A 23,710-nucleotide genomic window follows, 5' to 3' on the forward strand; every position below is an offset into this window, starting at 1 on the left:
TTGACTACCCTTTGTCGAGTGGTTGACGGCTACGGGGGCGGCATGGGATTCGGCTTCGGGCAGCGACGCGGCGGACAACTCCCCGTGGAGCTCACCAGTTTCGTCGGGCGGAGCGCGGAACTCGCGCTCATCGACGACGGGTTGGAGCGGTCCAGACTCGTCACGCTGGTGGGCCCCGGCGGCGTCGGCAAGAGCCGTACGGCACTGCGCGCGGCGGGCACGATGGCGGGCCGGTTCGCCGACGGGGTGCGGCTCGTGGAGCTGTCGGCGCTGCGCGACCCGGAGTTGATCCCCGCCACCCTCGCCGGGGTGCTCGAACTGCCCGAGCAGTCGGGGATGTCGGCGCTGGACGCCGTGGTGGAGCACCTGCGGGACCGGCGCACGCTCGTCGTCCTCGACACCTGCGAACACCTCGTCGACGCCTGCGCGATGCTCTGCGACATCCTGCTGCGCGAGGCGGCGGGCCTCAGCGTCCTCGCCACCAGCCGGCAGCCCCTGGACGTGCCCGGCGAGCACTGCGTGCCGATCGCGCCGCTGCCCCGCGAGGACGCCGTCGACCTGTTCGTGCAGCGCGCCGCGGCGTTCACCTCCCCCACGCTCGACTCCGCCGACCGCGAGCGCACCCTCGCCCTGGTCGAACGGCTCGACGGCATCCCCCTCGCTCTCGAACTCGCCGCCGTACGCCTGCGGGCCGTACCGCTCGCCGAGCTCGTCGCCCGGCTCGACCGGCGCTTCGAGGTGCTGGGCGGCGGCCGCCGCACCTCGCTGACCCGCCACCAGACCCTGCGCACGGCCATCGACTGGTCCTACGACCTGTGCACCCCGCAGGAACGGACGCTGTGGGCACGGCTGTCGGTCTTCGCGGGCTCCTTCCGGCTGGCCGCCGCCGAGCAGGTGTGCGAGGGCGGGGCGCTCCCGGCCGAGCAGGTCGTGGAGGCGCTGATCGGGCTCGTGGACAAGTCCGTCGTACGGCGGATCGGGGAGGACGGCGGCCGGTATCGGCTGCTGGACACGATCCGTGAGTACGGGGCGGGGCGGCTGGCGGAGAGCGGGGACGCCGACTCCGTACGACAGCGTCACTTCGCCTTCTACGAGGCTCTCGTGGGCCGTTTCTGGGCCGAGTTCGCGACCCCGGCGCAGGTCGAGCTGTACCGGGCGGTGCGGGAGGACGTCGCCGATGTGCGGGCCGCGCTGGAGTACGGCTGCGGGGACGGCGGCCGGGCGCCGGAGGCGGTGTGGACGGCGGCGCGGCTCGCCGGGTACTGGCGGGCCGCCGGGGCGATCTCCGAGGGCCGCTACTGGATCGACAAGGGCCTCGACCGCACCCCGCCCGACCGCGGCGAACGGGCCTGGGGACTGCTGATGACCGGTGCGCTGGGCGTGTGGGCGGGCGACCTGGAGACCGCGCTGGAGCGGTTCCCGCAGGCCCGCGAGGCGGCCCGGAGCACCGGCGAGGACTTCGTGGTGACCCTCGCGGACGCCTATCTCGCCGCGCTGTCCGCACTCGGCGGCGACAGCGGCGCGCTGGCGGCGTTCGAGGAGGCCCGGCTCCGGATCATCGCCTCGGGGGACGTCATGACCATCGGCGTCGTCCACTACGAGGGCGCCCTGCTGCTGGGCGTGCTGGGCGACACCGAGGGCGCGCTCCGGCTGGCCGAGGAGGGGCTCGGCTTCCTGGAGGGCACCGGCGACCGCCAGCTGTACGGGGCCACCCTCACCGCGCGGGGCGTCGTCCTGGCGCTCGCCGGGCGGTACGAGGAGAGCGTCGGGCAGCTTCGGCGGGGCCTGGAGGCCGCCGTCGAGATCGGCGAGGTGCTCGTCGCGGGTCTGGCCTGCATGGCGCTGGCCTGGGACGCGGCCCGCACCGGGCGGCATGTGCGGGCCTGCTGGCTGCTGGGGTACGGGGAGGCGGCCCGGCGGCTCGGCGGCGACCCGGTCGCCATGCTGCCGCGGCTGCTGGAGGAGCAGGAGGCGGTGCAGAAGGCGGTGCGGTCGGCGCTGGGCGCGGCCGACCACGAGCGGTGGCGGGGCGTGGGCGCCCGGCTGTCGGCCGCGGAGGTCCTGGACGCCGTACGCGCCGACGTGGACGTCCCCCGGAGCGCGGCCCGGCCGCCGGCGCCCAGGACCCCGGGCGACCTGCTCACCCGGCGCGAGCGCGAGGTCGCGGCGCTGGTCGCGCAGGGGCTGTCGAACCGGGAGATCGCCGAACGCCTGGTCATCTCCAAACGGACCGTGGACGCCCACGTCGAGCACATCCTGGCCAAGCTCGGCATCGCCTCGCGCACCGAGATCCCGGCGCCGGCGGGGCCGTAGGTAGCTGCGCGGGCGCGGGCGTAGGTATACGGATCTTCGCGGACGTTCCTACGGGTCTTCGGCGAACCCGCCCGCACCGCGGCCCGGGGCCGGGCAGCCTTGAATCGTCGCCCGCAGGACGGACCTGGCCGGACGCCGACAGCAGCCGCACGCTGTCATGGCAAGGCGCCCGCCACCGCCCGCCCTGCGGACGGCACAGGTTGAGAGGGGCTGCCCCTGGTCGGCGGGGCAGCCCCGACCGTCACACCGTCGGGCCGTCAGGTGTGCCCCAGGCCGCCGCTGCCGAAGGATCCGCTGGATCCGGGCAGCCAGCGCCTGCGGCTCTGGTCCTTGCCTCGTCTGGTTCCGGAGTGATGGAGCTGATACGGCATGAGCCGCTCCCGCTCCGCGAGCGGGATCTCGTCCGGCTCCCGCATCTCCCTGATCTCGCGGATCGCACCGGTGCTGGGAAGACTGGGCTGTTCCTCCGGGCGAGGATGGGGGAGTTCCCGGTCCATCACCCGCATGCCGAACTGTACGGCCCAGATCAGGGCACCGGCGATGACCGCGCCACCGATGAATGCGGCGACCACGTTGAGCACATCGCTCCCCGCGGCCGCGACTACGAACGCTGCCGTACTCATATTCCGATTATCACCGAAACGGACCAAAAGGGCAGCGTTCGCGGCGAGGGTCAGCCGACGCTACGGCCCCGCCGGTACGCCACCCAGCCCGCGCCCGTCAGCGCTGCCGCGAGGGCGGCGACGGACAGGACGGTCACGCCGGTGGCGGCGAGGCTGCCGCTGGTCCCGGTGGCGGTGGTCCCCGTGCCGCCGGTGGTCGAGGTGCCACCTGTGCCGCCCGTGCCGCCGGTGGAGCCGCCGTCGGCGTCGTCGTCGGTGCCGCCGCCCGTGTCGCCGCCGGTCCCGTCGTCCGTGTCGACGGGGTCCTGGCCGACGAAGGCCACCGGGACCTTCACGTCCTGGGAGCGGTCGCCGGACAGGGTGTGGTCGGCGCGGGTGGCCAGGACGCACTTCTGCTCGAAGCAGTCGGTGAACTCGTCCTTGGCGTCCACGGTGAGCTCGACCTCGAAGGAGCCGCCGTCGTCGTAGGGGGTCGCCAGGTCCTCGCCGTAGTCCGGCGGGTTGGAGGAGATCCACGCCGAGGAGTGGGACTCACCGGTCATGTCGACACCGCCGATGCACGGGGTGGGCAGTTCGCCCGCGCCGTTGTCGACGCAGAGGGCGACGTAGACGCCCTTCTCCTCGTCGTAGCCGGAGCCGGTGATCTTCAGGGTCTGGTTCTCGGTGGCCAGGTTGTTGACCGGGGTGACGGTCAGCTTCTGGCCCTCGGGGCCGGTGACGGTCCTGGAGCCGGAGGGTTCCTCGGCTCCGGGGGTCTCCCCGTCACCGCCGTCGCCGTCGTCGGGTTCCTTCACGGTCAGGGTGATCGGCGAAGTGCGGGTCGTACCCAGCGAGTTGGTGAACTCGGCGCGGTACTCGTAGCCGTCCTGGGACGCCTTCGCGGTGAACCGGTACGCGTTCGCCGCCGCGCCCTCGACCGTCGACCAGGTCTGGCCGCCGTCCGGGCTGACCTGCCAGCGCACGGTCGGCTCCGGGGTGCCCTCGGCCGCCGCGACGAAGGTGACCTCGTCACCGGCGGTGACGGTCTGGTCGGTCGGGGACTGGGTGACCCTGGGGGACATGCGCAGGTCGAGCTTGACGACCTTGCTCTCCGCGTACTTGGTGACGTACACGGACGTGGCGCCGGGGCTGACGGCGACGCCCGCGTAGACGGACGACGCCTCGCTGCCGGCGAGGGTGACCGGGGCGGCCGCCTGCCGGAAGGTCGCGCTGTCCAGGATCTCCAGGGAGCCGTTGCCGTCCCCGGTGTCGTCGGAGAGGTCCTCGCGCAGCACGAAGGCCCGCCCGGTCTTCTTGTCGAAGTCCACCGCCAGGGGGCGGTCCACGCCCGTCAGCGTGGTGAGCTGCTTGCCGTCCTTGTCGAAGACGAGCACCGAGGTGTCCGCGCCCACCCAGACGTTGCCGGTCGCCGGGTCCGTCGCCACGAAGAGGAAGAAGGCGATGCCGGCGGGGAGTTCGGTGGTGGCGGTCGGCTGGAAGGCCGTGGTGTCCACCCGGCGCAGCACCTTCTTGTCCTCGGCGGTGCCGATGGACCAGGCCGCGTTCCGGACCGCGTCCACGCCGAGCTGGCCGCCGCCCTCCAGGGTGAGGGTGTTCTTCACGGTGCCGGTGGCGAGGTCGATACGGCGCAGCTCGGGGCCCGCCGCGACCAGCACGGAGGAGGTGTCGGCGTCCTGGCCGACGCCGGTGAAGGAGCTGCCGTTGAACCAGTGGCCCCGGACGGCCGTGTCGCCGTCCTTGGCGGTGCCGATGCCGCGCAGCGGGTAGTGCAGGATGACGCCGTCGCCGTCGAGCGGGGCGATGATCCGGCGGCCCACGGGGCTGACCACGGCGCCGTTCGCACCGGGGGCCTGGTCGATGTGGCTGAGGGCCTTGCCGTCCTCGGGATCCAGGGCGTAGAGGCCCTGTTCCTTGACGTCGGCGGTGTCGGGGATGTTGTCCGAACCGACGTACAGCTTCCCGGAGTCGGGGTGCAGCAGCAGGTCCAGGGGGCGCCCGGCGGTGGTGAACTCGGCGGTCCGCGCGTAGCTGACGGTGCCCGGCGGGACCTCCACGCCGTCGCCGCCGTCATCGCCGTCACCGGGGTCCTGGCCCTCGAAGGTGACGGGGATCCGGACGTCCTGGGAGCGGTCGCCGCTGTTGCGGTGGTCGACCCGGGTGACGACCGAGCAGGTGACCTGGGCGCAGTCCAGGTTGTCGTCCTTGAGCTGTACGTCGATGTCGACGGCGAAGGTGCCGCCCGCGCCCCAGCTCTCGGTCAGGGGGCCGTCGTAGGTGTCGCCCACGGGGACGATCCACTTCGAGGTGCCGCCTCCGCCGGTCATGTCGGCGCCGCCCAGACAGGGGGTGGGCAGGCGGTTGTCGCCGTTGTCCTTGCAGACGGCGACGTAGACGGACTTGGTCGCGTCGTATCCCTCGCCGCTGACCTTGATGGTGTCGCCGTCGGGGTCGAGGTTCGCGGAGGCGGAGACGGTGAGCTTCTGGCCGCTCTTGCCGAGGGCCGTCCTCGGGGTGTCGGCGGCGTGTGCGGCCGGGCCCGTGGCGACGGCGGACGCGGTCATGAGGGCGGCGGCGCCGAGGAGGGCCGCCGGGCGTCTGAGCTGCATGGAGAGTCCTCACTTGTCGGGTGCGCCCGGCGCCCCGGTCATGCCAGGGGCCGGGCCCCCGGGTGGGGAGGGCCCGGCCTGCCGGTGGCCTACTGGAAGGTGATCGGGACGTGCACGTCGTACTTGCGGTCGTTGGTGTCGAAGTGGTCGGCGCGCGTGACGATCGCGCAGTCGACGGTCGAGCCGCAGACGTTGCCGTCGCCGAGGTCGGGGTTGACGTAGATGTTCACGTTGAAGGTGCCGCCGGTGCCGAACTTGGAGCTGTTCGCGAACAGGCCGCCGAAGGTGTTGTTGACCCAGTGCGAGGCGCCGGTCGAGCCGTCCTCGTCCTGGCCGCCCAGACACGGGGTGGGCTTGTTGACGCCCTGCGCGCCGTCGACCACGCACAGACCGACGTAGATGCCCTGGCCGGTGTTGAAGCCGGAGCCGGTGACGTTGATGACCTGGCCGGCCGCGGAGGCGGTGTTCGGGGCGGTCACCGACAGGTTGTACGTGGTGCTGCCGTCGACGATCGTGCGCGTCGAGGTGGCGGCGGAGGCCGAGGTCGCCAGGCTCAGGGTGAGGGCACTGGCGGCGCCTACGGCGAGGGCGGCACGGGCAGCGAGGTTGGCTCTCATGGGGAGGGGCACCCTTCTCTTGGTTAGGTAAGGCAAACCTAAGTACGGATGCATGTCGCTTGTCAACGGATGGCAAAGAAGTCTGAAGTCCCTTTGTCGCCAAGGGATTTGGGCATGCCGAGGAGCGGGCCGGTCCGACCCGCTCCCTGTCCCCCGAAGGGTCACTCCGAGGCCCGCACCCCGAACTCCGCGACGGCCCCGCGCCCGCCGGTCACCGCGTACAGCTCGACCGTGTGCGCGCCCTCGGCGGCGGTGTCGTACACCGGGAAGGTCCGCGAGACGCGCCCCTCCTCGTCGGCCACCGCCTGGTACCGGGTGTCCTCGTCGATCGCGACGAGCACGACCTCGCCGGGCACGAACCCCTCGCCGCTCACCCGCTGTTCGGCGCCGGCGACGAGGGCGGCACGCGAGACGGTGGCGGTGGGCGCGGCCGGTCCGGACGCCGCCGGGCTCTCCTCCACCGGTTTTCCTTCGGCCGGTGTCGCGGCCGGCGTGGGCGTCGGACCCGGCGTCTCCCCGACGCCCGCGCTCCCCGTGCCCACCGTCACGTCCAGCACCCCGAACGCGTCCCCGGCCGAGAACGGCGACCCGCTCCAGGCGGACAGCAGCGCCGCCCCGTCCTCGGTGAGGGTCGCCCGAAGTCCGGTCCAGGTCACGCCACTTGTGCGTACGACGGGTTCGGCGCCGGAGGTCACGTCGGCGAGGTCCAGCTCGCGGGACTGTCCGGCCACCACCGTACGGGTGTGCAGGGCGCCGGTGCCGCCGTCGAGCCGCAACGTCAGCCCGCTCAGGGACAGTTGCTTCCCGGCCGCGGAGGTCAGCAGGGCCGTGCCGCCCAACTCCATGTCCGCGTCGCCGGTTTCGGGTGTCACGTCTCCGCCGGTGGCCGGGAACCAGACACGGTCCGCTGACCCTCGTACGGCTGGTTCGGCGGCCTCCAGCGAGGCTTCCTGCTTCTCGAACCTCAGGGCCGCGTAACCACCGGTCACCTCGCTCGGCGCGGTGTCCGCCGTCGCGACGCCCGGACACAGCAGCGCGAGCAGCGCGCCGCCCGTCACGGCGACGGCGCCGGATCTCTTCGCCATCTTCAAGTCTCCCTGGGGGAAGTGGGGTTCGGGTCAGCCTGCGTCAGTGGCCGTACGGCGCCTGCGCGCCCACAGCCAGGTGCCGGTGCCGGCGGCGACCAGCCCGGCCGCCGTGAGCCCGGCGGTCAGCGCGGTGGAGCCGGTGGAGGCGAGGGGGCCGTCCGAGGTGGTCTCGGAACCGGAGGTGTCGCCGGTGCCCGAGCCGCTCGTGGTCGTGCCGCCGCCGGTCGTGCTCCCCGAGGCGGTCGCGCTCGGCGTCGACGTGGCCGTGCCGACGCCCCCGAAGGTCACCGGGATCCGTACCGTCTGGCTCTGGTCGCCGCCCCGGGTGTGGTCGTTGCGGGTGATGACCGCGCACTTCACACCGGACGCGGTGCAGTCGGTGTTGGCGTCCTTGGCGCGGACCTTGATCTGCACGGAGAAGGAGCCGTCGTGTCCGCTGCCCGTGTAGGGCTTGGCGAGGCCCTCGCCGTAGGACGGCGGGTTGGAGGAGACCCACTGGGAGGCTCCGGACTCGCCGGACATGTCGACGCCGCCGACGCAGGGGGTGGGCGTCCTGCCCGCTCCGTTGTCCACGCAGAAGGCGACGTAGATGCCCTTCTCGGTGTTGTAGCCGGTGCCGGAGACGGTGACCGTCTCGCCCGCCGGGTCGAGCCCCGAGCCCTTGGAGACGGTGAGTTTCTGGCCCTCGGGACCGGTCGCCGAGTCGGCGGCGGCCGCGGGTGAAACGCAGGTCAACACCAGAGTGGCCGTAGCGGCGAACCCGGCCGCACAGACAACTCCTCGTCTGCGCAGGCTACTTGAGGACAGCACGGAAGCACCCCCACCACGAGTCAATAAGGTAAACCTAACCTAATCTATTCCTCAAGTGTGAGGGACCCAGGAGACTCGAAGGAGCTTTGGTGATGCGTAGGTCAGCAAGACGGACCGCGGTGGGGGCCCTGGCCCTCGCGCTGCTCACGGGCGCCTGCGCGGGCGGCGGCGCCGAGACGGCGTCGACCGGGTCCACGCCGGTCTCCGCGAGCGCCCGGGCGGCGGCGGCCGAGAAGCGGCTGGCGAAGAACACCCTCGCACCACTGGCGGGCGAGGCACCCACCCCGAAGCTGCCGGTGACCGTCGACTCCTCCGACGGGCGCGAGGTGAGCGTGCGGGACGCGTCGCGCGTCCTGCCCCTCAACGGCGGCATCGCGGAGATCGTGTTCACGCTCGGGCTCGGCGACCGGGTGGTGGGCCGGGACATCACCGCCACCTTCGCGGAGGCCGAGAAGCTCCCCCAGGTCACCAAGGCGCACGACGTGAGCGCGGAGAGCGTGCTGTCGCTGAAGCCGACGGTCGTGCTCGCCGACACCGACACCGGCCCCAGCGAGGCCATCGACCAGATCCGGGACGCGGGCGTCCCCGTCGTGGTCCTGGACCCGGCGACCAAGCTGTCCGACGTCGCGACCCGCACCACCCGCGTCGCCGAGGCACTCGGCGTCCCGGCGGCCGGCAAGGCCCTCAACTCCCGTATCGCCAAGGACCTTTCGCAGGCCGAAGCGGCCGTGCCCAAGGGCAGCGCGCCCAAGGTCGCCTTCCTCTACATGCGCGGCAGCGCGGCCGTCTACCTCATGGGCGGCAAGGGCTCCGGCGCGGACTCCCTGATCGAGGCGGCGGGCGCGGTCGACGCGGGCGTGGAGATGGGCCTGGACAAGCCCTTCACCCCGCTCACCAGCGAGGCCCTCATCGCCGCCGAGCCCGACGTGATCCTCATGATGGACAAGGGGCTCGAGTCGGTGGGCGGCATCGACGGCCTGGTCAAGATCCCGGGCATCGCCGAGACACCGGCGGGCGCCGACCGCCGGGTCGTGACGCTGGAGGACGGGGTACTGCTGAGCTTCGGGCCGCGGACGCCATTGGTGATCGACATCCTGGTGGACGGCATCCACAAGCGGTGACGTCCACAAGCAGTGACATCCACAGGCGGTGGTATCCACAGGCGGTTGACATCCACAGGCTGTGAACAACGCGTCGGCAACCTCCTTGCCGGCCGGCGCCGACCTGGAGGTGAAGTCCCACCCCACGAAGGGAGTTCACCTCCATGCGCACCCGCATCGCGCGTCTCGTCGCCATCCTCACCGCCGTACTGGCGGCGGCCTTCACCACGGCCGCCCCGGCTCAGTCGGCGGACAACTGGAACCCGCCCGCGAACCTGGTCCAGCCGCTCAACGAGGTCTGGAACCACGTCGAGTCGACATATCCGAACCTCTACGGCTTCCGGAACTACGGCTGGGACCAGGTCATGGCCAACAAGGGAAGCATCAACTACTGCGTCCGCTGGGAGTCCGACGCCCCCGTCAGCACCGCCCTGCGCGACCAGATCCACGCCCAGCTGAAGAAGCAGTTCGGCAAGTGGATGTCGGCGATGCTCGACAACGGCACGGGCACCAACGCCTGGCCGTACACCAACGTGCCCGTCAACATCGTCGGCTGGGCGGTGAAGAACCGCTCCACGCTCCAGTGGACCGACAACTCGGTCGACATCTACGTGAACAACCTGGACGGCGGCGGCGCCCCGCAGTGCGCGCCCGACTGCGGCCGCTTCTTCCACCAGGACGGCAACTACTCCCGGTGCCCGGGCGGCGTCGCCCGCCACTACGACCAGTCCCTGTGGCTGACCAAGGGCTTCCAGGGCGGCGCGGGCGGAGACTGGGGCCAGCGGGTCGGCCAGGAGTACTTCACCGGCGCCCTCGGCCAGGAGAACATCCACATCTATCTGCACGAAGTCGGCCACACCTTCGGACTGGACGACTTCTACGACTGGACGCCGACCGGCCAGTGCTGTTTCCTCATGAAGGCCGGATCGGCGGCGCAGATCACGGAGTTCGACAAGTGGATGGCGCGTGACTTCTGGCGCCATCTGAAGAGCCGCTACGGGCTCTGACCTGTTCTGTTCGAGGAGCGCGGGTGGGCGGCGTGGACAAGACGGTTCCGGTCCTGGTGACCGGCGGCAGCGGCTTCGTGGGCAGCCATCTGGTGAAGCGGCTGCTGGAGCGCGGCCACCTGGTCCACACCACGGTCCGCAGCACGGCGAACGCGGCGAAGACCAAGCCCCTACGGGCGATGCAGGACCGGTTCCCCGACCGGCTGCGGCTGTGCGAGGCCGACCTGCTCACCGAGGGCTCCTTCGACAAGGCCGCCGACGGCTGCGGCACCGTCTTCCATGTCGCCTCCCCGTTCCTCGTACCGGATAAGATCAAGGACGGCCGGCGCGATGTCGTGGAACCGGCCCTGCACGGGACGCGCAACGTCCTCGGGGCCGTCGACCGCACCCCGGCCGTCCGCCGGCTGGTCCTCACCTCCACCGTCGGCGCGATCTTCGGCGACTACATCGACGTACGGGAGATGAAAAACGGCGTCCTCTCCGAGGAGTACGTCAACACCACCAGCACGGTGGAGAACAACCCGTACCACTACGCCAAGACGGCCGCCGAGCAGGCGGCCTGGGAGGCGGCGAAGGCGCAGGACCGCTGGAGCATGGTCGCGGTCAACCCCGGGCTGATCCTCGGCCCGTCCCTCACCCCCGCCTCCGACTCGGGCAGCCTCTTCCTCCTGGAGGAGCTCTTCAAGGGCTACTTCTTCTACGGCGCCCCGGACTTCAGCTTCACCACGGTCGACGTGCGGGACGTCGCCGACGCGCACATCGCGGCGGCCGAGAACCCGGACGCGCACGGCCGGTACATCCTCGCGGCACCGGCCATGACGTCCTTCCACGACATGTCCCGCATCCTGCGCGCCGAGTACCCCCGCAACCTCCGCCTGCCCCGAACCCGCCTGCCGCACTGGCCGGTTCGGGTGCTGGGCCCCGCCTTCGGGCTGACCCAGGACTACATCCGCAAGCACCTCGGCATCCGCTTCGAGGTCGACAACAGCCGCAGCGTCCGCGAACTCGGGCTCACCTACCGCCCGGTCGAGGAGACCGTCCTGGACCACTACCGGGCGTGGCGCGCACCGGCGGGATGACCCCGCCCGTGGGGCGAGGCCCTACGCGGGGATGTCGCGCGGCACCACGGTCACCCGCCGGAAGTTGCAAGGGGCGGTCCTCTCGCCCTGCTGTCCCTGCTGCGTCTGCTGCCCCTGATGGGCCTTGAGCGCCATGCTCACGAGGCTCAGCAGCAGGTCCACGTCCGTGTCGCAGTCCAGGTGGACGGTGACCCAGCGGGAGCCCGGGACGAGATGGATCGCGGTGGACCCCTGGAGATCGCTCGCGAACCGCTCGATCGCGCGTCCGGTCAGATGCAGATCCACATCGCGGTCGCTGTGGAAGTGCACGATCTCGCCGTGGACGGAGCGCAGGGCCGGCCCGGTGCCACAACTGGGGCGTCCCGCGCTGAGGTCGGGCCAGGCGTGGAGGCGCTCGAAGGCGCGCTCGGCGAGAGTCATGCCCCCATCGTCGCCTGCTCACCCCGGCGCAACCAGGGGTTGAGGGAAAAGTAACCGGGGCGTGAGGTGCGCGGGCGTGCGCCGCTCGTTCGGTTGTTTTCCCTCTCAACAGGCAACCTGGACACCCTCTTTACAGGTCTCACAGGTTGCTCACAGGCATGTCCGGGGGACATGCGGGGCGCGTGGGGGTGCGTCCGCTCCTCGACGGGCCCGTGGGTAGTCCAGTCCGATGCCCCTGACCAGGGCACTCGCAGACGAGGAACCGATGACCAGTCAGAAACTTCGCAACAGAACGCGGTTGAGGCGCTCCACGCTCGCCGCCGGAGCCGCGCTCACCGTCGTCGTCACCGGAGCCGGTGCGGCACCCGGGGCGGGCGCGGCACCGGCGGCCGCCACGCCCGGCAAGCCGCAGCTCAAGCTGATCGCCGCGTCGAACGCCGTGACGCTCGACCGGTACGAGGGGGAGAACGGGGTCTACCTCGACCTCGGCACGTACCTGACCGTCGACAACGCGCCCTTGGAGTTCAAGGTGACGCGCAAGTCGTACAAGGACCCCGTGGTCGCCAAGCAGATCCTGCGCGACGGGACCCGCACCACCACCAAGACGCTGCCCGCCGGGCTGGTGAAGGACTTCTCCGGGCTCCCCGGGTTCCTGGAGGTGTCCATCAAGAACGCTGCGGGTCAGGAGGTGTCGAAGACCAAGGGCAACTTCTGCCCGAACAACGCCTCCGGCCGCCTGCGCCCGGACGCGCCCGCGACCTCGCACTATCCGGAGAGCTGCCCCACCAACCCGTTCACGCTCGGCTCGGTGTGGGGCGTGGAGAAGGGCTGGGCGGCCAACTCCAGCACCGTCGACTACGACAAGCCGGTCGACCTGGCGGCGGGTGAGTACACGGCCAAGGTGTCGGTCGCCAAGAAGTACCGGGACCTCTTCGGCATCCCGAACGACCAGCGGACCATCAAGGTGACCGTCCGCCAGATCACCGACGGTGGCGGCGGTGGCGGCGGTGGCGTCGGCATGACGGCCCAGCGCGGCTCGCACGCCGGACACGACATGTCGCACGGGATGTCGTCCGACATGGCGCACGACGCGGCCCACCACTACGGCCCGCGCGGCGCCGACGAGCCCACGCCGGGTGCCCTGTCCCACGCGCTGGAGGACCGCGGTCTGGCCCATCACCTGGGCGACGGCCGCGGCCACACCGACGGCTCCCGGATCGCGCCCGCGCTGAAGCCGGCGAGCAAGCGGCCCACCGGCCGGGCCGGCGCTCCGGCGGGCGTGCCCAAGCCCGACCTGCGTTCGCTGCCCGCCTGGGACATCGCCATCACCGACGGCGAGGACGGGGACGTGGCCGGCAAGGACTACCTCGCCTTCAGCGCGAACGTCTGGAACGCCGGTCCCGCGCCCCTCGTCGTCGACGGCTTCCGCAAGCCGGGCGCCGACCTGATGGACGCGTACCAGTACTTCTACGACGCCAAGGGCAAGCAGGTCGGCTACGCCCCCACCGGCACCATGGAGTGGGACCCGCGCGTCGGCCACGAGCACTGGCACTTCACCGACTTCGCCAGCTACCGGCTGCTCGCCGCGGACCAGCACGAGATCGTCAAGAGCGGCAAGGAGGCGTTCTGCCTCGCCAACACCGACGCGATCGACTACACGGTGAAGAACGCCAACTTCCACCCGTACAACACCGACCTGTCGACCGCCTGCGGCCAGCAGAACTCGATCTCCGTCCGTGAGGTCCTGGACGTCGGCTCCGGCGACACCTACACCCAGTACCGCCCGGGCCAGTCCTTCGACATCACCGACCTCCCGAACGGCACCTACTACATCCAGGTCATCGCCAACCCGGAGAAGCGCCTCCAGGAGACCAACCTCAACAACAACGTGGCCCTCCGCAAGGTCATCCTCAGCGGCGAACCGGGCAAGCGCACAGTCAAGGTCCCCCCGCACGACCTGATCAACGCCCCGTAACCAACACCGGATCACCTCTCCCTTCGCCGCCGCTGGCCGGTGGCCGCGGAGGGAGAGGCCCCGGCGGGCGCGACGTACAGGGCCCGGTCGCGAAGGCGGGGGCATATCATCCGATCATGCTGGTGAACGTGGTGACGGCCGTTCACGCGCCGTACGCCCGCTTCCTGGCGTCGGTGTGGTCCTCACTGGACGCCCAGAGCCACCGTGAATGGACCTGGCTCGTCCAGATCGACGGCCCCGACAAGGCCGTACGCGATGCCCTCGAAGCCTGCGGGGCAGCCACGGACCCGCGCGTCCGGGTAGCCGTCAACGGCACCTCCGAGGGCCCCGCCGTCACCCGCAACCTCGCCCTCGCCCGCGCCGACGCGCCTCTGATCCAGAACGTCGACGCCGACGACGAACTCGAACCCGGCACCCTGTCCGTGCTGGTCACCGCCCTCGCCGAACACCCCCGCGCCGGATTCGCCGTCGGTCACGCCCGCGACCTGCTCCCCGACGGACAACTCCGCGGCCACGCACTGCCGTTGTCCCCGGGACCCATCGCCCGAGGCGCCCTCCTCGACGCCTGGCGCGGCACCCTCCCGGTCCACCCGGCCGGTGCCATGTGGCGCCGCTCCCTGCTGCTCGCCCTCGGTGGCTGGTCCGCCCTGTACGGCATGGAGGACACCGGCCTGCTCATGGCGGCCTCGGCCACCTCGGAAGGCGTGCTCGTGGACGCCCCGACCCTGCGGTACCGCAAACACGCTGACCAGACCTCTGCGCAACCCTCGCTCTTCGCCGGGGCCGGAGAACAGGTCGCCCTCATACGCCAGCGAGCCCAGATCCTGCTCGGCCAGGCGGTCTGGACGGGCTAGCGTGCCCCGGCCGCGCACCCGACGCCACCCGCGCCCTCGCGATGGGCTCGTTCACCGGGCCGGCAATGGGAACACCGCCCCGATCTCCCAGCCGTGGCCCGCCCGTGGGCCCGCTGTCAGTTCGCCGCCCAGGGCCGTGACCCGTTCCTTGAGGCCGATGAGGCCGAAGCCGCCGCCGTGGGCAGCGTCGGGGAGTTGGGTGCCGCCGCGGCCGTCGTCGGCGACGGAGACGGAGAGGCGGCCGGCGTCGAGGGTGAGGCGTACGGTCACCTCGGTGGCGTCGGCCGCGTGCCGGCGTACGTTCGTCAGGGCCTCCTGTACGACCCGGAAGGCCGCCGCCTGCACCTCGTGCGGCAGGTCGTCGGGGACGTCGGAGCGCAGGATGGCCTTCTGGACCGGCGTCGCGAAGCGGGCCACCAGCTCCGCCACCCCGGCGAGGTCGCCCACCGGCCGCCGGTCCGCCTCGTCCGCGTCCCGCAGCACCCCGACCGTACGGCGCATCGACGCCAGCGCCTCGGTCGCGGCGCCCTCGATACCGGCGAGGACGGGGTCGAGATCCTGCGGCTGGGTGGTGGCCATCATGCGGGCCATCTGCGTCTGGACCAGGATCCCGGTGACATGGTGGGCCACGAAGTCGTGCAGGTCGGCCGCGATGGCGAGGCGCTCCTCGCGGCGCGTGTCGGCGACGGCGACGGTACGGCGGTAGTCCAGCGAACGCAGATACGCCGCGAGGGAGGCGACCAGCCCGGCCAGGACCACACCGGTCAGGACGTACCCCGGCGCCTCGCCCGTCGTCAGGTGCTGGAAGTAGCGGACCGGCTGGGTGAGCACCCCGGCCAGGTCCAGCAGCCCGCACACCACGGCCCAGCGCGGCGGACAGTGCCGTACCGCGACGAACAGCAGACACAACAGGATGGCGACCTCGCCCGGCCCGAAGGGGGCGACCCGGTTGAGCAGGAGCGCCGTCGCCGAGTAGAGGAGCGAGAGCAGGGCGGGTACGGCGGTGCGCAGCTGCGGGGTGAGCCACGCGGGACGCCGCGCGACCGGCCACAGCAGCGCGACCAGACCGACCGTGAGCACGGTCAGCGGCCGCCAGCCGCCGTAGCCCGTGTCGATCGCGGCCGCCACGTCGACCAGGCACAACGCGAGCAGCGCGCCCACGACGGCACCCCGGGCGCAGCCCCGGACGGAAGCGGACTTCATGGGGATCACGGTATGCGCGCCGGTCCGGTCGCGGGATCGGCCGAACGGCCGAGGCCGAGACCGGCGGAAGGAGCGAAGCTGTAAGGGGTGAGGGTGCAAGGGCTGCGGCTGTGGGGCCCGCGGACAGGAGGAGGAGTACGTACGCCATGCCGGACGCCAGGTTCCTCGTCGGGGTCGTCGGCGGTGCCGCCGCGGTGCTGATCATCGGCGGTACCGCCACCCACCTGCTCTCCGGCACCGAGTCCACGACCCGCCTCGACGTGGACACCGTGGTCACGGTCGACGGCCACAGGGCGCTGGCCCCGAACATCGTCGCCGGCCGCACCCAGAGCCTCTACCACCCGCTCCCGTGGGTCGGCGAGAAGGTCCAGGTCTCCTGCCCCGAGGGCCTGAAGGCGATCAAGGGCGCCACCCTCACCTGCACCGGCCGCCGCACCGACGGCACGACCCTCGACATCCCGGTGACGGTGGTGAAGGCGACGGACACGAACATCACCTGGAAGTTCTCACGCTGACCCGCGGACTCGACCCTCGGGTCGTCAAATGTGAAACAAGGCGAGGTGCCTCGGGGAGATTCGGTACCGGTCTGCTGTGAGCGGTTTTCACGCGAGACGCTCGGAACGCTCCGCCGCTCCACTGCTCGGAAGGCACGTAAGTGAACGTTCGTACCCCCCGCAGAGCCGCCGCACGTCCCGCACGTCGTACCGCCCTCGCCCTCACCGCGGCCGGCTCCGCCCTTCTGCTCACCGCCTGCGGTGTCGTCGACGCCGTCAGCGGCAGCGACAGCTCAGCGAGCCCGAAGAAGGGCGACGACATCACGGTGGGCCTGCTCCTGCCCGACAAGGACACGAGGCGCTTCGAGAAGTTCGACTACCCCCTCATCAAGTCACGGATCGCCGACCTCACCCACGACAAGGGCACGGTCCGCTACGCCAACGCCCTGGCGAGCGCGAAGCGGCAGAGCCAACAGTTCGACCAGATGATCGCGGCCAAGGTGGACGTCGTCCTGGTGAACGCCGTCGACGCCAAGGCCATCGCGCCCGAGGTGCAGAAGGCGAAGGACGCGGGCATCCCCGTCATCGCGTACGACCGGCTGGCCCAGGGCCCGATCGACGCGTACATATCCCACGACAACGAACTCGTCGGCGAGGTGCAGGGCCGCTCCATCCTCGAGGCGCTCGGCGACAAGGCCGAGACCGACAAGATCGTCATGATGAACGGTTCACCCGAGGACCCCAACACGGCCCGCTTCAAGACCGGCGCGCTCGGCGTGCTCCAGCACCATGTGGTCATCGCCAAGTCGTACGACACGGAGGAGTGGAAGCCCGAGATCGCCGCCGCGAACATGCGCAAGGCGATCCAGGCGATCGGCCTGAACAACATCGACGCGGTCTACTCGGCCAACGACGGCATGGCCGGCGCCGTCATCGACGCCCTCAAGAAGGCCGGTGCCACGACCATCCCACCCGTCACCGGCCAGGACGCCGACCTCGCGGCGGTCCAGCGGATCCTCTCCGGCGAGCAGTACATGACCGTCTACAAGTCCTTCCTCGAAGAGGCCAACAACGCCGCCGAAATGGCCGTGGCCAAGGTCAAGGACCGCTCCATCGAATTCGACGCCCTGACCCCCGACACGGTCGACAGCCCCACGGAACAGGACATCCCATCGATGCTGGTCCCGGTGGTGGCCCTCACAAAGGACAACATCCAGGACACGGTGATCCGCGACGGCGTCTACACGGTCAAGGAGATCTGTACGGCGGAGTACGCGGCGGACTGTGCGGCGGTGGGGTTGAAGTAGGGCCGGGGTGCTCTGGAGTCGGCGGAACGGTTCAGCGCACTCGTTCGGGTGATCGACCGAGGGATCCCGGCGCTGGTGGCGTACCGGGTGCCCCATCGTTCTGCCGGGGCACCCGCCGCGGGCTTAGCCTGGCATCAGTGCGACGAGGAGAACCTGGGATGAGCGCCGAACCCATCTGGGAGCAGTCGGTCATGGAGCAGCCGAAGCAGCAGGACCCCATCGATTTGTTGATCGCGCTCGAAAAGGCGTCCAAGACGCCGATTCGACCGGAGTACATCGAGGGGATGGCCATTGTGCCGCCGACGCCGAACGACAACCACAACGACGGCGCCTTCAAACTAGCGGTCCAGTTCTACAACGCAGGTCTGGAGCTGGCCGGCATGGGCAACGGCTACCGCGCTGTGTACAAGGACAATGGGACTGCTGCCCTGCTCATCCCCGACTTCTATGTCCGCCGCCGTATGCCGACGGAACTCGACGAGTCGTACCGAAAAGCCCACAAGGGCTGGTACCCCATCGACATGATCGAGCTGGTCGGCGAAGTCACCTCCACGAACCACGAGACCGACACCGGCCCGAAGCTCCGTGCCTACGCCGCCGCCGGTGTTCCCGTCTACGTCCTCATCGACCGCCACTCCAAGACGGCCCACTGCTACACGAACCCGGTCCTCCCCGGCGACGATCCCACCGAGGCGTACTACGACACCGACACCAAGGTGAGCCTCGGCCGGCCCCTCACTCTTCCGGCGCCGTACCCGACGTTGGAGACGGCGCCCTTCGTGGAGGGCTGACGGGTCAGGTCGGGGGTGGGCTCGGTTGTTGGGTGCTCTGGGTGACGGGGCCGAGGTCGGCGAGGTTGTCGCGGGTGTGGCGGGTGTCGGGGTGGTTCTCGCCCAGTACGCGGCGTTGCCGGTCGACGGTGTCCTCGGCAAGCCTGCGGGACTCGTCTGTCCGTCCTTGGGATTCCAGCAGGGCGGCGAGGTTGCCGGCCGTGCGCAGGGTGTCGGGGTGGTCCTCGCCCAGTACGCGGCGTTGCCGGTCCAGGGTGTCCTCGGCCAGTGCCGAGGCTTCCACGTCGCTGTCCAGCCGGATGGCGAGGTTGCCGGCGGTGACCAGGGTGTCGGGGTGGTCCTCGCCCAGTACGCGGCGTTGCCGGTCCAGGGTTTCCGTGGCCAGCCTCAGAGCTTCCGCTGCTTCGCCCAAGTCGGCCAACAGGACGCCGAGGTTGGCCGCGGTGCGCAGGGTGGCGGGGTCGTCCTCGCCCAGCCGCCGTCGTCGCAGCTCCAGGACAATGGGTACCAGTTCGCGAGCGCGGCCCTGTTCTCCCGCCTCCGCATAGGCGCGGATCAGGTACTCGGCCGCCCACATGGTCTCCTCGGCCTCGGGGCCCAACTGCTGTGACCACATCTCGTACAGGTCCCGGAGGCGGGCCCCTGCGATACGAGCGTCCCCGCGGTCCATCAGGTACCAGCAGGCATCGCAGGCCGCGTACCGGGCGAGTGGTGTCCTGAGGTCGGCGGGGCCGATGGCGAGGAGGTGGGGGAGCAGGTCGGGCCAGCGCGGCCAGGTCAACGGGTCGGCTGCCGGGCCGGGGTAGGCCGTGGTCAGCAGGGTGCTGGCATCACCGGCCGCCCGTACCCGTCCCTCGGGGGAGAGCGTGTCGCGCAGGACCGCCTGCGTCAGCCGGTGCACCTGGATGCTGCCGCCCGCGACCCGGGCCAGCCCGAGCCGCTCCACCGCCGTCAGGATCCGCCGGAAGCTACGAGGGTGGGACAGCTCCCGCACCAGGGCCGCACCGCTGTCGTCCTGCCCCCCGTCGGCCTTGTCCGGGTCGCAGGCGTGCAAGGGGAAGGGCTCCGGTGCCAGCAAGGCGCAGGCTTCCAACAGGGCCGCCGCCGCCGGGTCCTGGCTCATCAGGCGGTTCATGTCCTGGTGCAACTGCGTGGACAGGGAGCGCGGATAGTCGAAGGGCGTGCCGTCACTGACCGCCGCTTCGGTGTTGCGTTCCAGCTGTCGCAGGTACTGGTCCGGTGTGAAGACGTACAGGGACTCGGTGGCCTGCACCAGCGCGAGCGGCAGATCGTCCAGCCCTTCGGCCAGCCGGTCCGCGTCCCGCTCACTGAGGTTCCGGCTGCGGGAGCGCAGCAGGGCCGTCGATTCCGCGCGGTCCAGCCCGTCGACCTCGACCGGCGTGGCGACCTGGTGCCAGAGCGGGTTGCGAGAGGTGATCAGCACATGGCCGTCGCCGGTCGGGAGGTACTTGGCGAGGGCGGCCGGCTCCTCGGCGTTGTCGAAGACGAGCAGCCAGCGGGACCGAGTTCGCAGCTCTCTGTTGAGTTGATGCAACAGCATTTCAGGGTTCGACGCGCTACGACCCATCGCGAGTGCGAGCGAGGCCAACTGTTCCGGAATCTTCCCGGGAGACCTCGCGTCCACCCACCACGCCACCTCGTACTCACCGCTGAACCGGTTGGCGTACTCGATGGCCAACTGGGTCTTGCCCACTCCGGCCCGTCCGCTCAACGCGAGCACCGCCGCCGACGGCGCCTCCGTCAGTCTGGTGCGCACTTCGGCCAACAGGTCGTCCCGGCCGGTGAAGTTGGCGCGGCGCGGGGGGATGTTCCATACCTCCGGAAGGCTCCCCGGGAGGCGCGGACCTGTGGCCCCCGACCTGTCGGAGCGGGGAGTGCCGGGGAAGTCGGGTGAGCTGCTGGGCGCGCCGAGCGGACCGGCCACCGCTTGGAGAAGCCGGACCCGCGCCTCCTCCTCGGCCAGCCCGGACAGATTCGGTGTCATCACACTGCTCAGCAGCGCCGGTACGTCCGTGTCGTCGATGCGCACCGGAACAAGCCGCTCCCGCCGCAGCGCCTCGGGCCACTCGGCCGCCGTCGACCGGCCGTGCTCGAAGTACGTCTGTGAGAACAGGGCCACGAGCCGCCCTCGCTCCAGGGCCCGGTCAAGGCGTTGGACGAAGTCGTCCCCGGCTCTCCAGTCCCACACGTCCAACTCGACCTGGTACCCCGCATCCTTCAACTGCCAGGCCACCCACTCCGCCCATGCCCGATCGGCGTGGGCGTAGGAGATGAAGAGGCGTTCGTCCGGCGGGGCCGCCGTGATCGGAGGGCTGTCGCCCTGGACCCTGGCCAGGATCGCACTCACGGCGCCCGGCAGGCTGCCGCTGGAGAGGTTGTAGGCCTGGATCGACTGGACGATGGACGGAAGACCGCGCTGGACGTTCCCGGACGAGACGATGGGAAAGAGGATGCGATCCGTCTGCTCTTCCAGTGTCTGCCGCAGGAAGTGGTTCAGCTCGCGCTGCTGCCATGAGGACAGCGTGTTCCGGGCCAGCAGGACGAAGTGCCGGCAGGTGTCGATGATCGTCCGCAAGTCGTCCCGTGCGTCGACCGCCGGCTGGCTCACGCCGGTCGAGTAACTGGAGAAGCCCGCGGCCGCCAGCAGCATGGTCAGCTGTCTGGCATCCTCGTCCTCGCTCGACGCACCGCAGATGAAGAAGTCGTACTGGTACTGACCACCACGCCGGCCCGTTCTGATCGCGGCATCCACGAACGAGTCCCGGCTCTCGGTGAAGAGCTGGACGTCCTCCAGATTCCGTGCGATCAGCGCGGCGATCGAGGCGAGGCTGTAACTGATGAGCTGAGGGTTCCTGAAGTCCTCCTTCAGAACCGCGAGTTCCTCGCCGAACGACCAGTACGCCGAGTACGGCACGGTGCAGTGATCCAGCACCCGCTCGGCCGCCGCCCCCTCCGGAACCCACGCGTCGTAACTGGGCTTGAGCGCCGGATGGAGTTTCCCCTTCCACTCCGCCGCCCGCTCGTACTCCTCGCTCATGTCGAACCGGCACAGCAACGGCAGCGTCAGCAGCCGGGCGCGGTCGTAGGGCAGCCCGTTGCGCGCCTTGGCCGCCCTTGTCACCACCTCCAGCACACCGTCCACGTTCTGCTGGTTCGCGGTGAAGGCGTACGCCAGGATGTGCGGCAACTGGGCCGTGCAGATACCCCCGGAGTCCGAGATCCCGGTCCTGCTGTCCACGAAGACGACGTCGTACGAATCGATCCAGCGCTGTCGCCAGTGCTCCAGTACGTTGCCGAAGTCCTGGTTCTCGTACAGCGCGTCCCAGTCGATGCCCTGCACGTTGGGGATGTAGTCGCCTCCGACCCCGCCCGCGGCGATGAGATCGAGGCGCGAACCGTCCGCGAAGGTGACCGGCGTGATGTGCCCCAACGGATCCACCGGCCGCCCGTCACGAGCGCCCAGCACCATCTCCACCAGGCCGGTCTGCGGGCTCGCCATATAGGGGCGGAAGTAGTAGTGGAGGCCGGGGGCCTCCAGATCCCAGTCGATGCAGAGGACCTTGTATCCCCACTGGGCGAGCAGCGCGGCGGTGTTGGAGAGCAGAAAGCTTCGGCCCACACCGCCCTTGTAGGAGTAGAACGTCACGACCTTGCCGTCGAGTCTGTTCATCACAACCTCGGCAGACGGCTGCGGGCTTCTTCCATGGCGCGAGGACGGTCGACCGGCCAGTCCGCTTGCCACTCCGGGGTGGAGTCGAGGAGTTTCGCGATTTCCTCGCCCACGGATCGCATTTCCGTCTGGAATTCGATGTAGAGAGGCGTGTCCCGGAACTGCTCGCGATCGTAGCCGTACTTACTCAGGTCCCGGCACTGCTGAGTGTCCTTGGCCTCCTGCGGAAAGTGGTCGCCGTCCGCGAACCTGATCGGGTAGATGAGCGTCGGCGACTGGCCGTTAATCTCTCTCAGGGCGGCCTGGCGCTTCAGCATGCTTTTCCACTCCGCCATGCACCAGTCGGAACGGAAGTAGGGCGGCGACCATATCGCCACCAGGCACCTGGTCTTCAGGAGCGCTTCCTCGAGCCGGTCCGGCCACTGGGCTCCCACGGGTATCTCGTAGTCGACGAAGACACGGGGATCAGCGGGCAGAACGTTCCACAGGGACTGAGTGAGCTCTTCCTGAAAGTGGTTCTTCACCCAGCCCTTCACGGGCCCTCTGTGGCTGTAACTGATGAAGACGTCGTACTCGTAATCCACCCCGCGCTACCTCTGGGCGACGAAAGCGGCCCAGGCGTCCGGAGCGACGGTGAGCCGGGGACCGGAGGGGTTCTTGGAGTCACGCACGAGAACGGCCGAGGGCTGAGTCGCGACCTCCACACAGTCGCCGCCTTCACTGCCGCTGTAGCTCGACTTGAACCACTGAAGTGCGGTGCCGCTCATTGCTCTCCTAGCAGACGGTCCATCAGATCCCTCGTGTCCTCGGGGGTGAGGGCCTGTGACCGCAGCATGGCATATTTCTGGTTCAGGATCGCCACCTCGTCCTGATCTGCGATGAGTTGACTCCCGCGCTGCGTCTCCGTGTAGACGAGACGCTGGTGTTCGGGGGTCTCCAGAAGGACGAAGGGGCCGTCGAGGCCGGCATGCGCGGTGCGCTCCAGCGGCAGGATCTGGAGCATGAGCCCCGGGAGTTCGGAGCACGCGCGCAGATGCCGCAACTGCTCGGTCCGGACGGCCTGTCCGCCCAACGGCGCATGCACCACCGGCTCCCAGACCACGAAGCTGGTGATCGGCGCCTTCTGCCGGTGCAGGATCGTCTGACGCTCGACCCGGCCCGCCACCAGACGCGCGATCTCGTCCTCGTCGTAGACCGGCACCCGGCTGCGGAACACCGCCTCGGCGTACGCGTCCGTCTGTAGCAGACCGGGGAGCACCTGGTTCTGATACGACGAGATCGCGATCGCCTCCCGCTCCCGCTCCAGGAACTCCTCCGCCCACAGCGGTACGAGATCCACCTCCGGCATGTGCCGGACCGCCTCCCCCAACGCCCCCTTGGTGTCGAGGAGTTCGTCGAACTCGCGGGCCACGTCCGGCATGAGCCGGCGTCTGCCCTGCTCGATGGAGGCGATGGTCTGCTCGCCGAGGGTGGAGACGTCCCCCAGTGAGCGCTGTGTGTGTCCGGCGGCCGTGCGGAACACGGCGAGCAGCGCGCCCACCATCTTCATCGCGGAGGCGTTCCGGTGTGATCCCCGTGACCGTGGGCCCGTCGTCGTTCGCATGACGTTGAACTCCCCCGCCGCGCCAGTACGTTCAACCTCGCGCACCCGTACAAAGTAGTTGTACGGGTGCGCGCAGGGTTCCATGATGGCCACGGAGCGTGACGTTTGTCAGGTGAGCGACCGGATGCC

20 protein-coding genes are annotated in these 23,710 nt (G+C 70.3%); 9 read left to right on the top strand and 11 right to left on the bottom strand.

Going from position 1 to position 23,710, the window contains the following annotated elements; genetic code table 11:
• The first annotated feature begins 42 nt into the window (after positions 1 to 42).
• On the top strand, positions 43 to 2,313 hold the full coding sequence (locus tag ABKA17_RS15675) for a helix-turn-helix transcriptional regulator (protein ID WP_353693005.1): 2,271 nt from the start codon (positions 43 to 45) through the stop codon (positions 2,311 to 2,313).
• Between the two features lie 257 nt (positions 2,314 to 2,570).
• On the opposite strand, the gene ABKA17_RS15680 is transcribed toward ABKA17_RS15675, so the two are convergent.
• From ABKA17_RS15680 to ABKA17_RS15700, 5 genes are all read right to left on the bottom strand, one after another.
• A complete protein-coding gene (locus ABKA17_RS15680) occupies positions 2,571 to 2,936 on the bottom strand; it encodes a DUF6479 family protein (RefSeq protein ID WP_353692646.1) in 366 nt (121 codons plus the stop codon).
• A 50-nt stretch (positions 2,937 to 2,986) separates the two neighbouring features.
• Positions 2,987 to 5,542, bottom strand: a complete 2,556-nt coding sequence (locus ABKA17_RS15685; protein ID WP_353692647.1) for an immunoglobulin I-set domain protein — start codon at positions 5,540 to 5,542, stop codon at positions 2,987 to 2,989.
• Between the two features lie 89 nt (positions 5,543 to 5,631).
• Positions 5,632 to 6,159, bottom strand: coding sequence for a hypothetical protein (locus tag ABKA17_RS15690; RefSeq protein ID WP_353692648.1), 528 nt, complete (start codon positions 6,157 to 6,159; stop codon positions 5,632 to 5,634).
• Positions 6,160 to 6,320: 161 nt separating this feature from the next.
• Complete coding sequence (locus ABKA17_RS15695) at positions 6,321 to 7,244, bottom strand: HtaA domain-containing protein (protein WP_353692649.1); 924 nt, start codon at positions 7,242 to 7,244, stop codon at positions 6,321 to 6,323.
• A gap of 33 nt (positions 7,245 to 7,277) precedes the next feature.
• Positions 7,278 to 7,985: a neocarzinostatin apoprotein domain-containing protein gene (locus ABKA17_RS15700; protein ID WP_353692650.1), complete on the bottom strand. Its 708-nt coding sequence runs from the start codon at positions 7,983 to 7,985 to the stop codon at positions 7,278 to 7,280.
• Between the two features lie 164 nt (positions 7,986 to 8,149).
• Between ABKA17_RS15700 and ABKA17_RS15705 the strand changes: the two genes are divergently transcribed.
• From ABKA17_RS15705 to ABKA17_RS15715, 3 genes are all read left to right on the top strand, one after another.
• Entirely contained in the window at positions 8,150 to 9,178 is a 1,029-nt protein-coding gene (locus tag ABKA17_RS15705; RefSeq protein WP_353692651.1) for a heme/hemin ABC transporter substrate-binding protein, read from the top strand.
• A 143-nt stretch (positions 9,179 to 9,321) separates the two neighbouring features.
• Positions 9,322 to 10,164, top strand: coding sequence for a hypothetical protein (locus tag ABKA17_RS15710; protein ID WP_353692652.1), 843 nt, complete (start codon positions 9,322 to 9,324; stop codon positions 10,162 to 10,164).
• 32 nt (positions 10,165 to 10,196) lie between these two features.
• Positions 10,197 to 11,243, top strand: a complete 1,047-nt coding sequence (locus tag ABKA17_RS15715; protein ID WP_353692653.1) for an NAD-dependent epimerase/dehydratase family protein — start codon at positions 10,197 to 10,199, stop codon at positions 11,241 to 11,243.
• A 21-nt stretch (positions 11,244 to 11,264) separates the two neighbouring features.
• Here ABKA17_RS15715 and ABKA17_RS15720 read toward each other — a convergent pair whose 3' ends face one another.
• The gene (locus ABKA17_RS15720) at positions 11,265 to 11,663 is read right to left on the bottom strand and encodes a luciferase domain-containing protein (protein WP_353692654.1); all 399 of its coding nucleotides are present in this window, start codon (positions 11,661 to 11,663) and stop codon (positions 11,265 to 11,267) included.
• 265 nt (positions 11,664 to 11,928) lie between these two features.
• Here ABKA17_RS15720 and ABKA17_RS15725 point away from each other — a divergent pair, with 265 nt between their 5' ends.
• Together ABKA17_RS15725 and ABKA17_RS15730 are read left to right on the top strand one after the other, a co-directional pair.
• A complete protein-coding gene (locus ABKA17_RS15725; RefSeq protein ID WP_353692655.1) occupies positions 11,929 to 13,638 on the top strand; it encodes a lysyl oxidase family protein in 1,710 nt (569 codons plus the stop codon).
• Between the two features lie 116 nt (positions 13,639 to 13,754).
• Positions 13,755 to 14,492, top strand: coding sequence for a glycosyltransferase family 2 protein (locus ABKA17_RS15730; RefSeq protein WP_353692656.1), 738 nt, complete (start codon positions 13,755 to 13,757; stop codon positions 14,490 to 14,492).
• A gap of 51 nt (positions 14,493 to 14,543) precedes the next feature.
• On the opposite strand, the gene ABKA17_RS15735 is transcribed toward ABKA17_RS15730, so the two are convergent.
• Complete coding sequence (locus ABKA17_RS15735; RefSeq protein WP_353692657.1) at positions 14,544 to 15,695, bottom strand: sensor histidine kinase; 1,152 nt, start codon at positions 15,693 to 15,695, stop codon at positions 14,544 to 14,546.
• Positions 15,696 to 15,841: 146 nt separating this feature from the next.
• Here ABKA17_RS15735 and ABKA17_RS15740 point away from each other — a divergent pair, with 146 nt between their 5' ends.
• From ABKA17_RS15740 to ABKA17_RS15750, 3 genes are all read left to right on the top strand, one after another.
• Positions 15,842 to 16,210 carry a DUF4333 domain-containing protein gene (locus ABKA17_RS15740; protein ID WP_353692658.1) on the top strand — a complete coding sequence of 123 codons (369 nt, stop codon included), beginning with the start codon at positions 15,842 to 15,844 and terminating at the stop codon, positions 16,208 to 16,210.
• Positions 16,211 to 16,350: 140 nt separating this feature from the next.
• Positions 16,351 to 17,496 carry a sugar ABC transporter substrate-binding protein gene (locus tag ABKA17_RS15745; RefSeq protein ID WP_353692659.1) on the top strand — a complete coding sequence of 382 codons (1,146 nt, stop codon included), beginning with the start codon at positions 16,351 to 16,353 and terminating at the stop codon, positions 17,494 to 17,496.
• 158 nt (positions 17,497 to 17,654) lie between these two features.
• Positions 17,655 to 18,287 carry a Uma2 family endonuclease gene (locus tag ABKA17_RS15750; protein WP_353692660.1) on the top strand — a complete coding sequence of 211 codons (633 nt, stop codon included), beginning with the start codon at positions 17,655 to 17,657 and terminating at the stop codon, positions 18,285 to 18,287.
• 4 nt (positions 18,288 to 18,291) lie between these two features.
• Here the strand turns inward: ABKA17_RS15750 and fxsT are convergent, their stop codons facing one another.
• From fxsT to ABKA17_RS15770, 4 genes are read right to left on the bottom strand one after another with little or no spacing between them, the layout of a single operon-like run.
• Entirely contained in the window at positions 18,292 to 21,978 is a 3,687-nt protein-coding gene (gene fxsT, locus ABKA17_RS15755) for an FxSxx-COOH system tetratricopeptide repeat protein (protein WP_353692661.1), read from the bottom strand.
• Positions 21,978 to 22,562, bottom strand: coding sequence for a toll/interleukin-1 receptor domain-containing protein (locus ABKA17_RS15760; RefSeq protein WP_353692662.1), 585 nt, complete (start codon positions 22,560 to 22,562; stop codon positions 21,978 to 21,980). Before ABKA17_RS15760 ends, fxsT begins: the two co-directional genes overlap by 1 nt.
• 6 nt (positions 22,563 to 22,568) lie before the next feature.
• Positions 22,569 to 22,745: a DUF397 domain-containing protein gene (locus ABKA17_RS15765; RefSeq protein WP_353692663.1), complete on the bottom strand. Its 177-nt coding sequence runs from the start codon at positions 22,743 to 22,745 to the stop codon at positions 22,569 to 22,571.
• The gene (locus ABKA17_RS15770) at positions 22,742 to 23,527 is read right to left on the bottom strand and encodes a Scr1 family TA system antitoxin-like transcriptional regulator (RefSeq protein WP_353692664.1); all 786 of its coding nucleotides are present in this window, start codon (positions 23,525 to 23,527) and stop codon (positions 22,742 to 22,744) included. Before ABKA17_RS15770 ends, ABKA17_RS15765 begins: the two co-directional genes overlap by 4 nt.
• Between the last annotated feature and the right edge of the window lie 183 nt (positions 23,528 to 23,710).

It is taken from the genome of Streptomyces sp. RG80, assembly GCF_040446465.1.
In the GTDB taxonomy this organism is placed as follows: domain Bacteria; phylum Actinomycetota; class Actinomycetes; order Streptomycetales; family Streptomycetaceae; genus Streptomyces.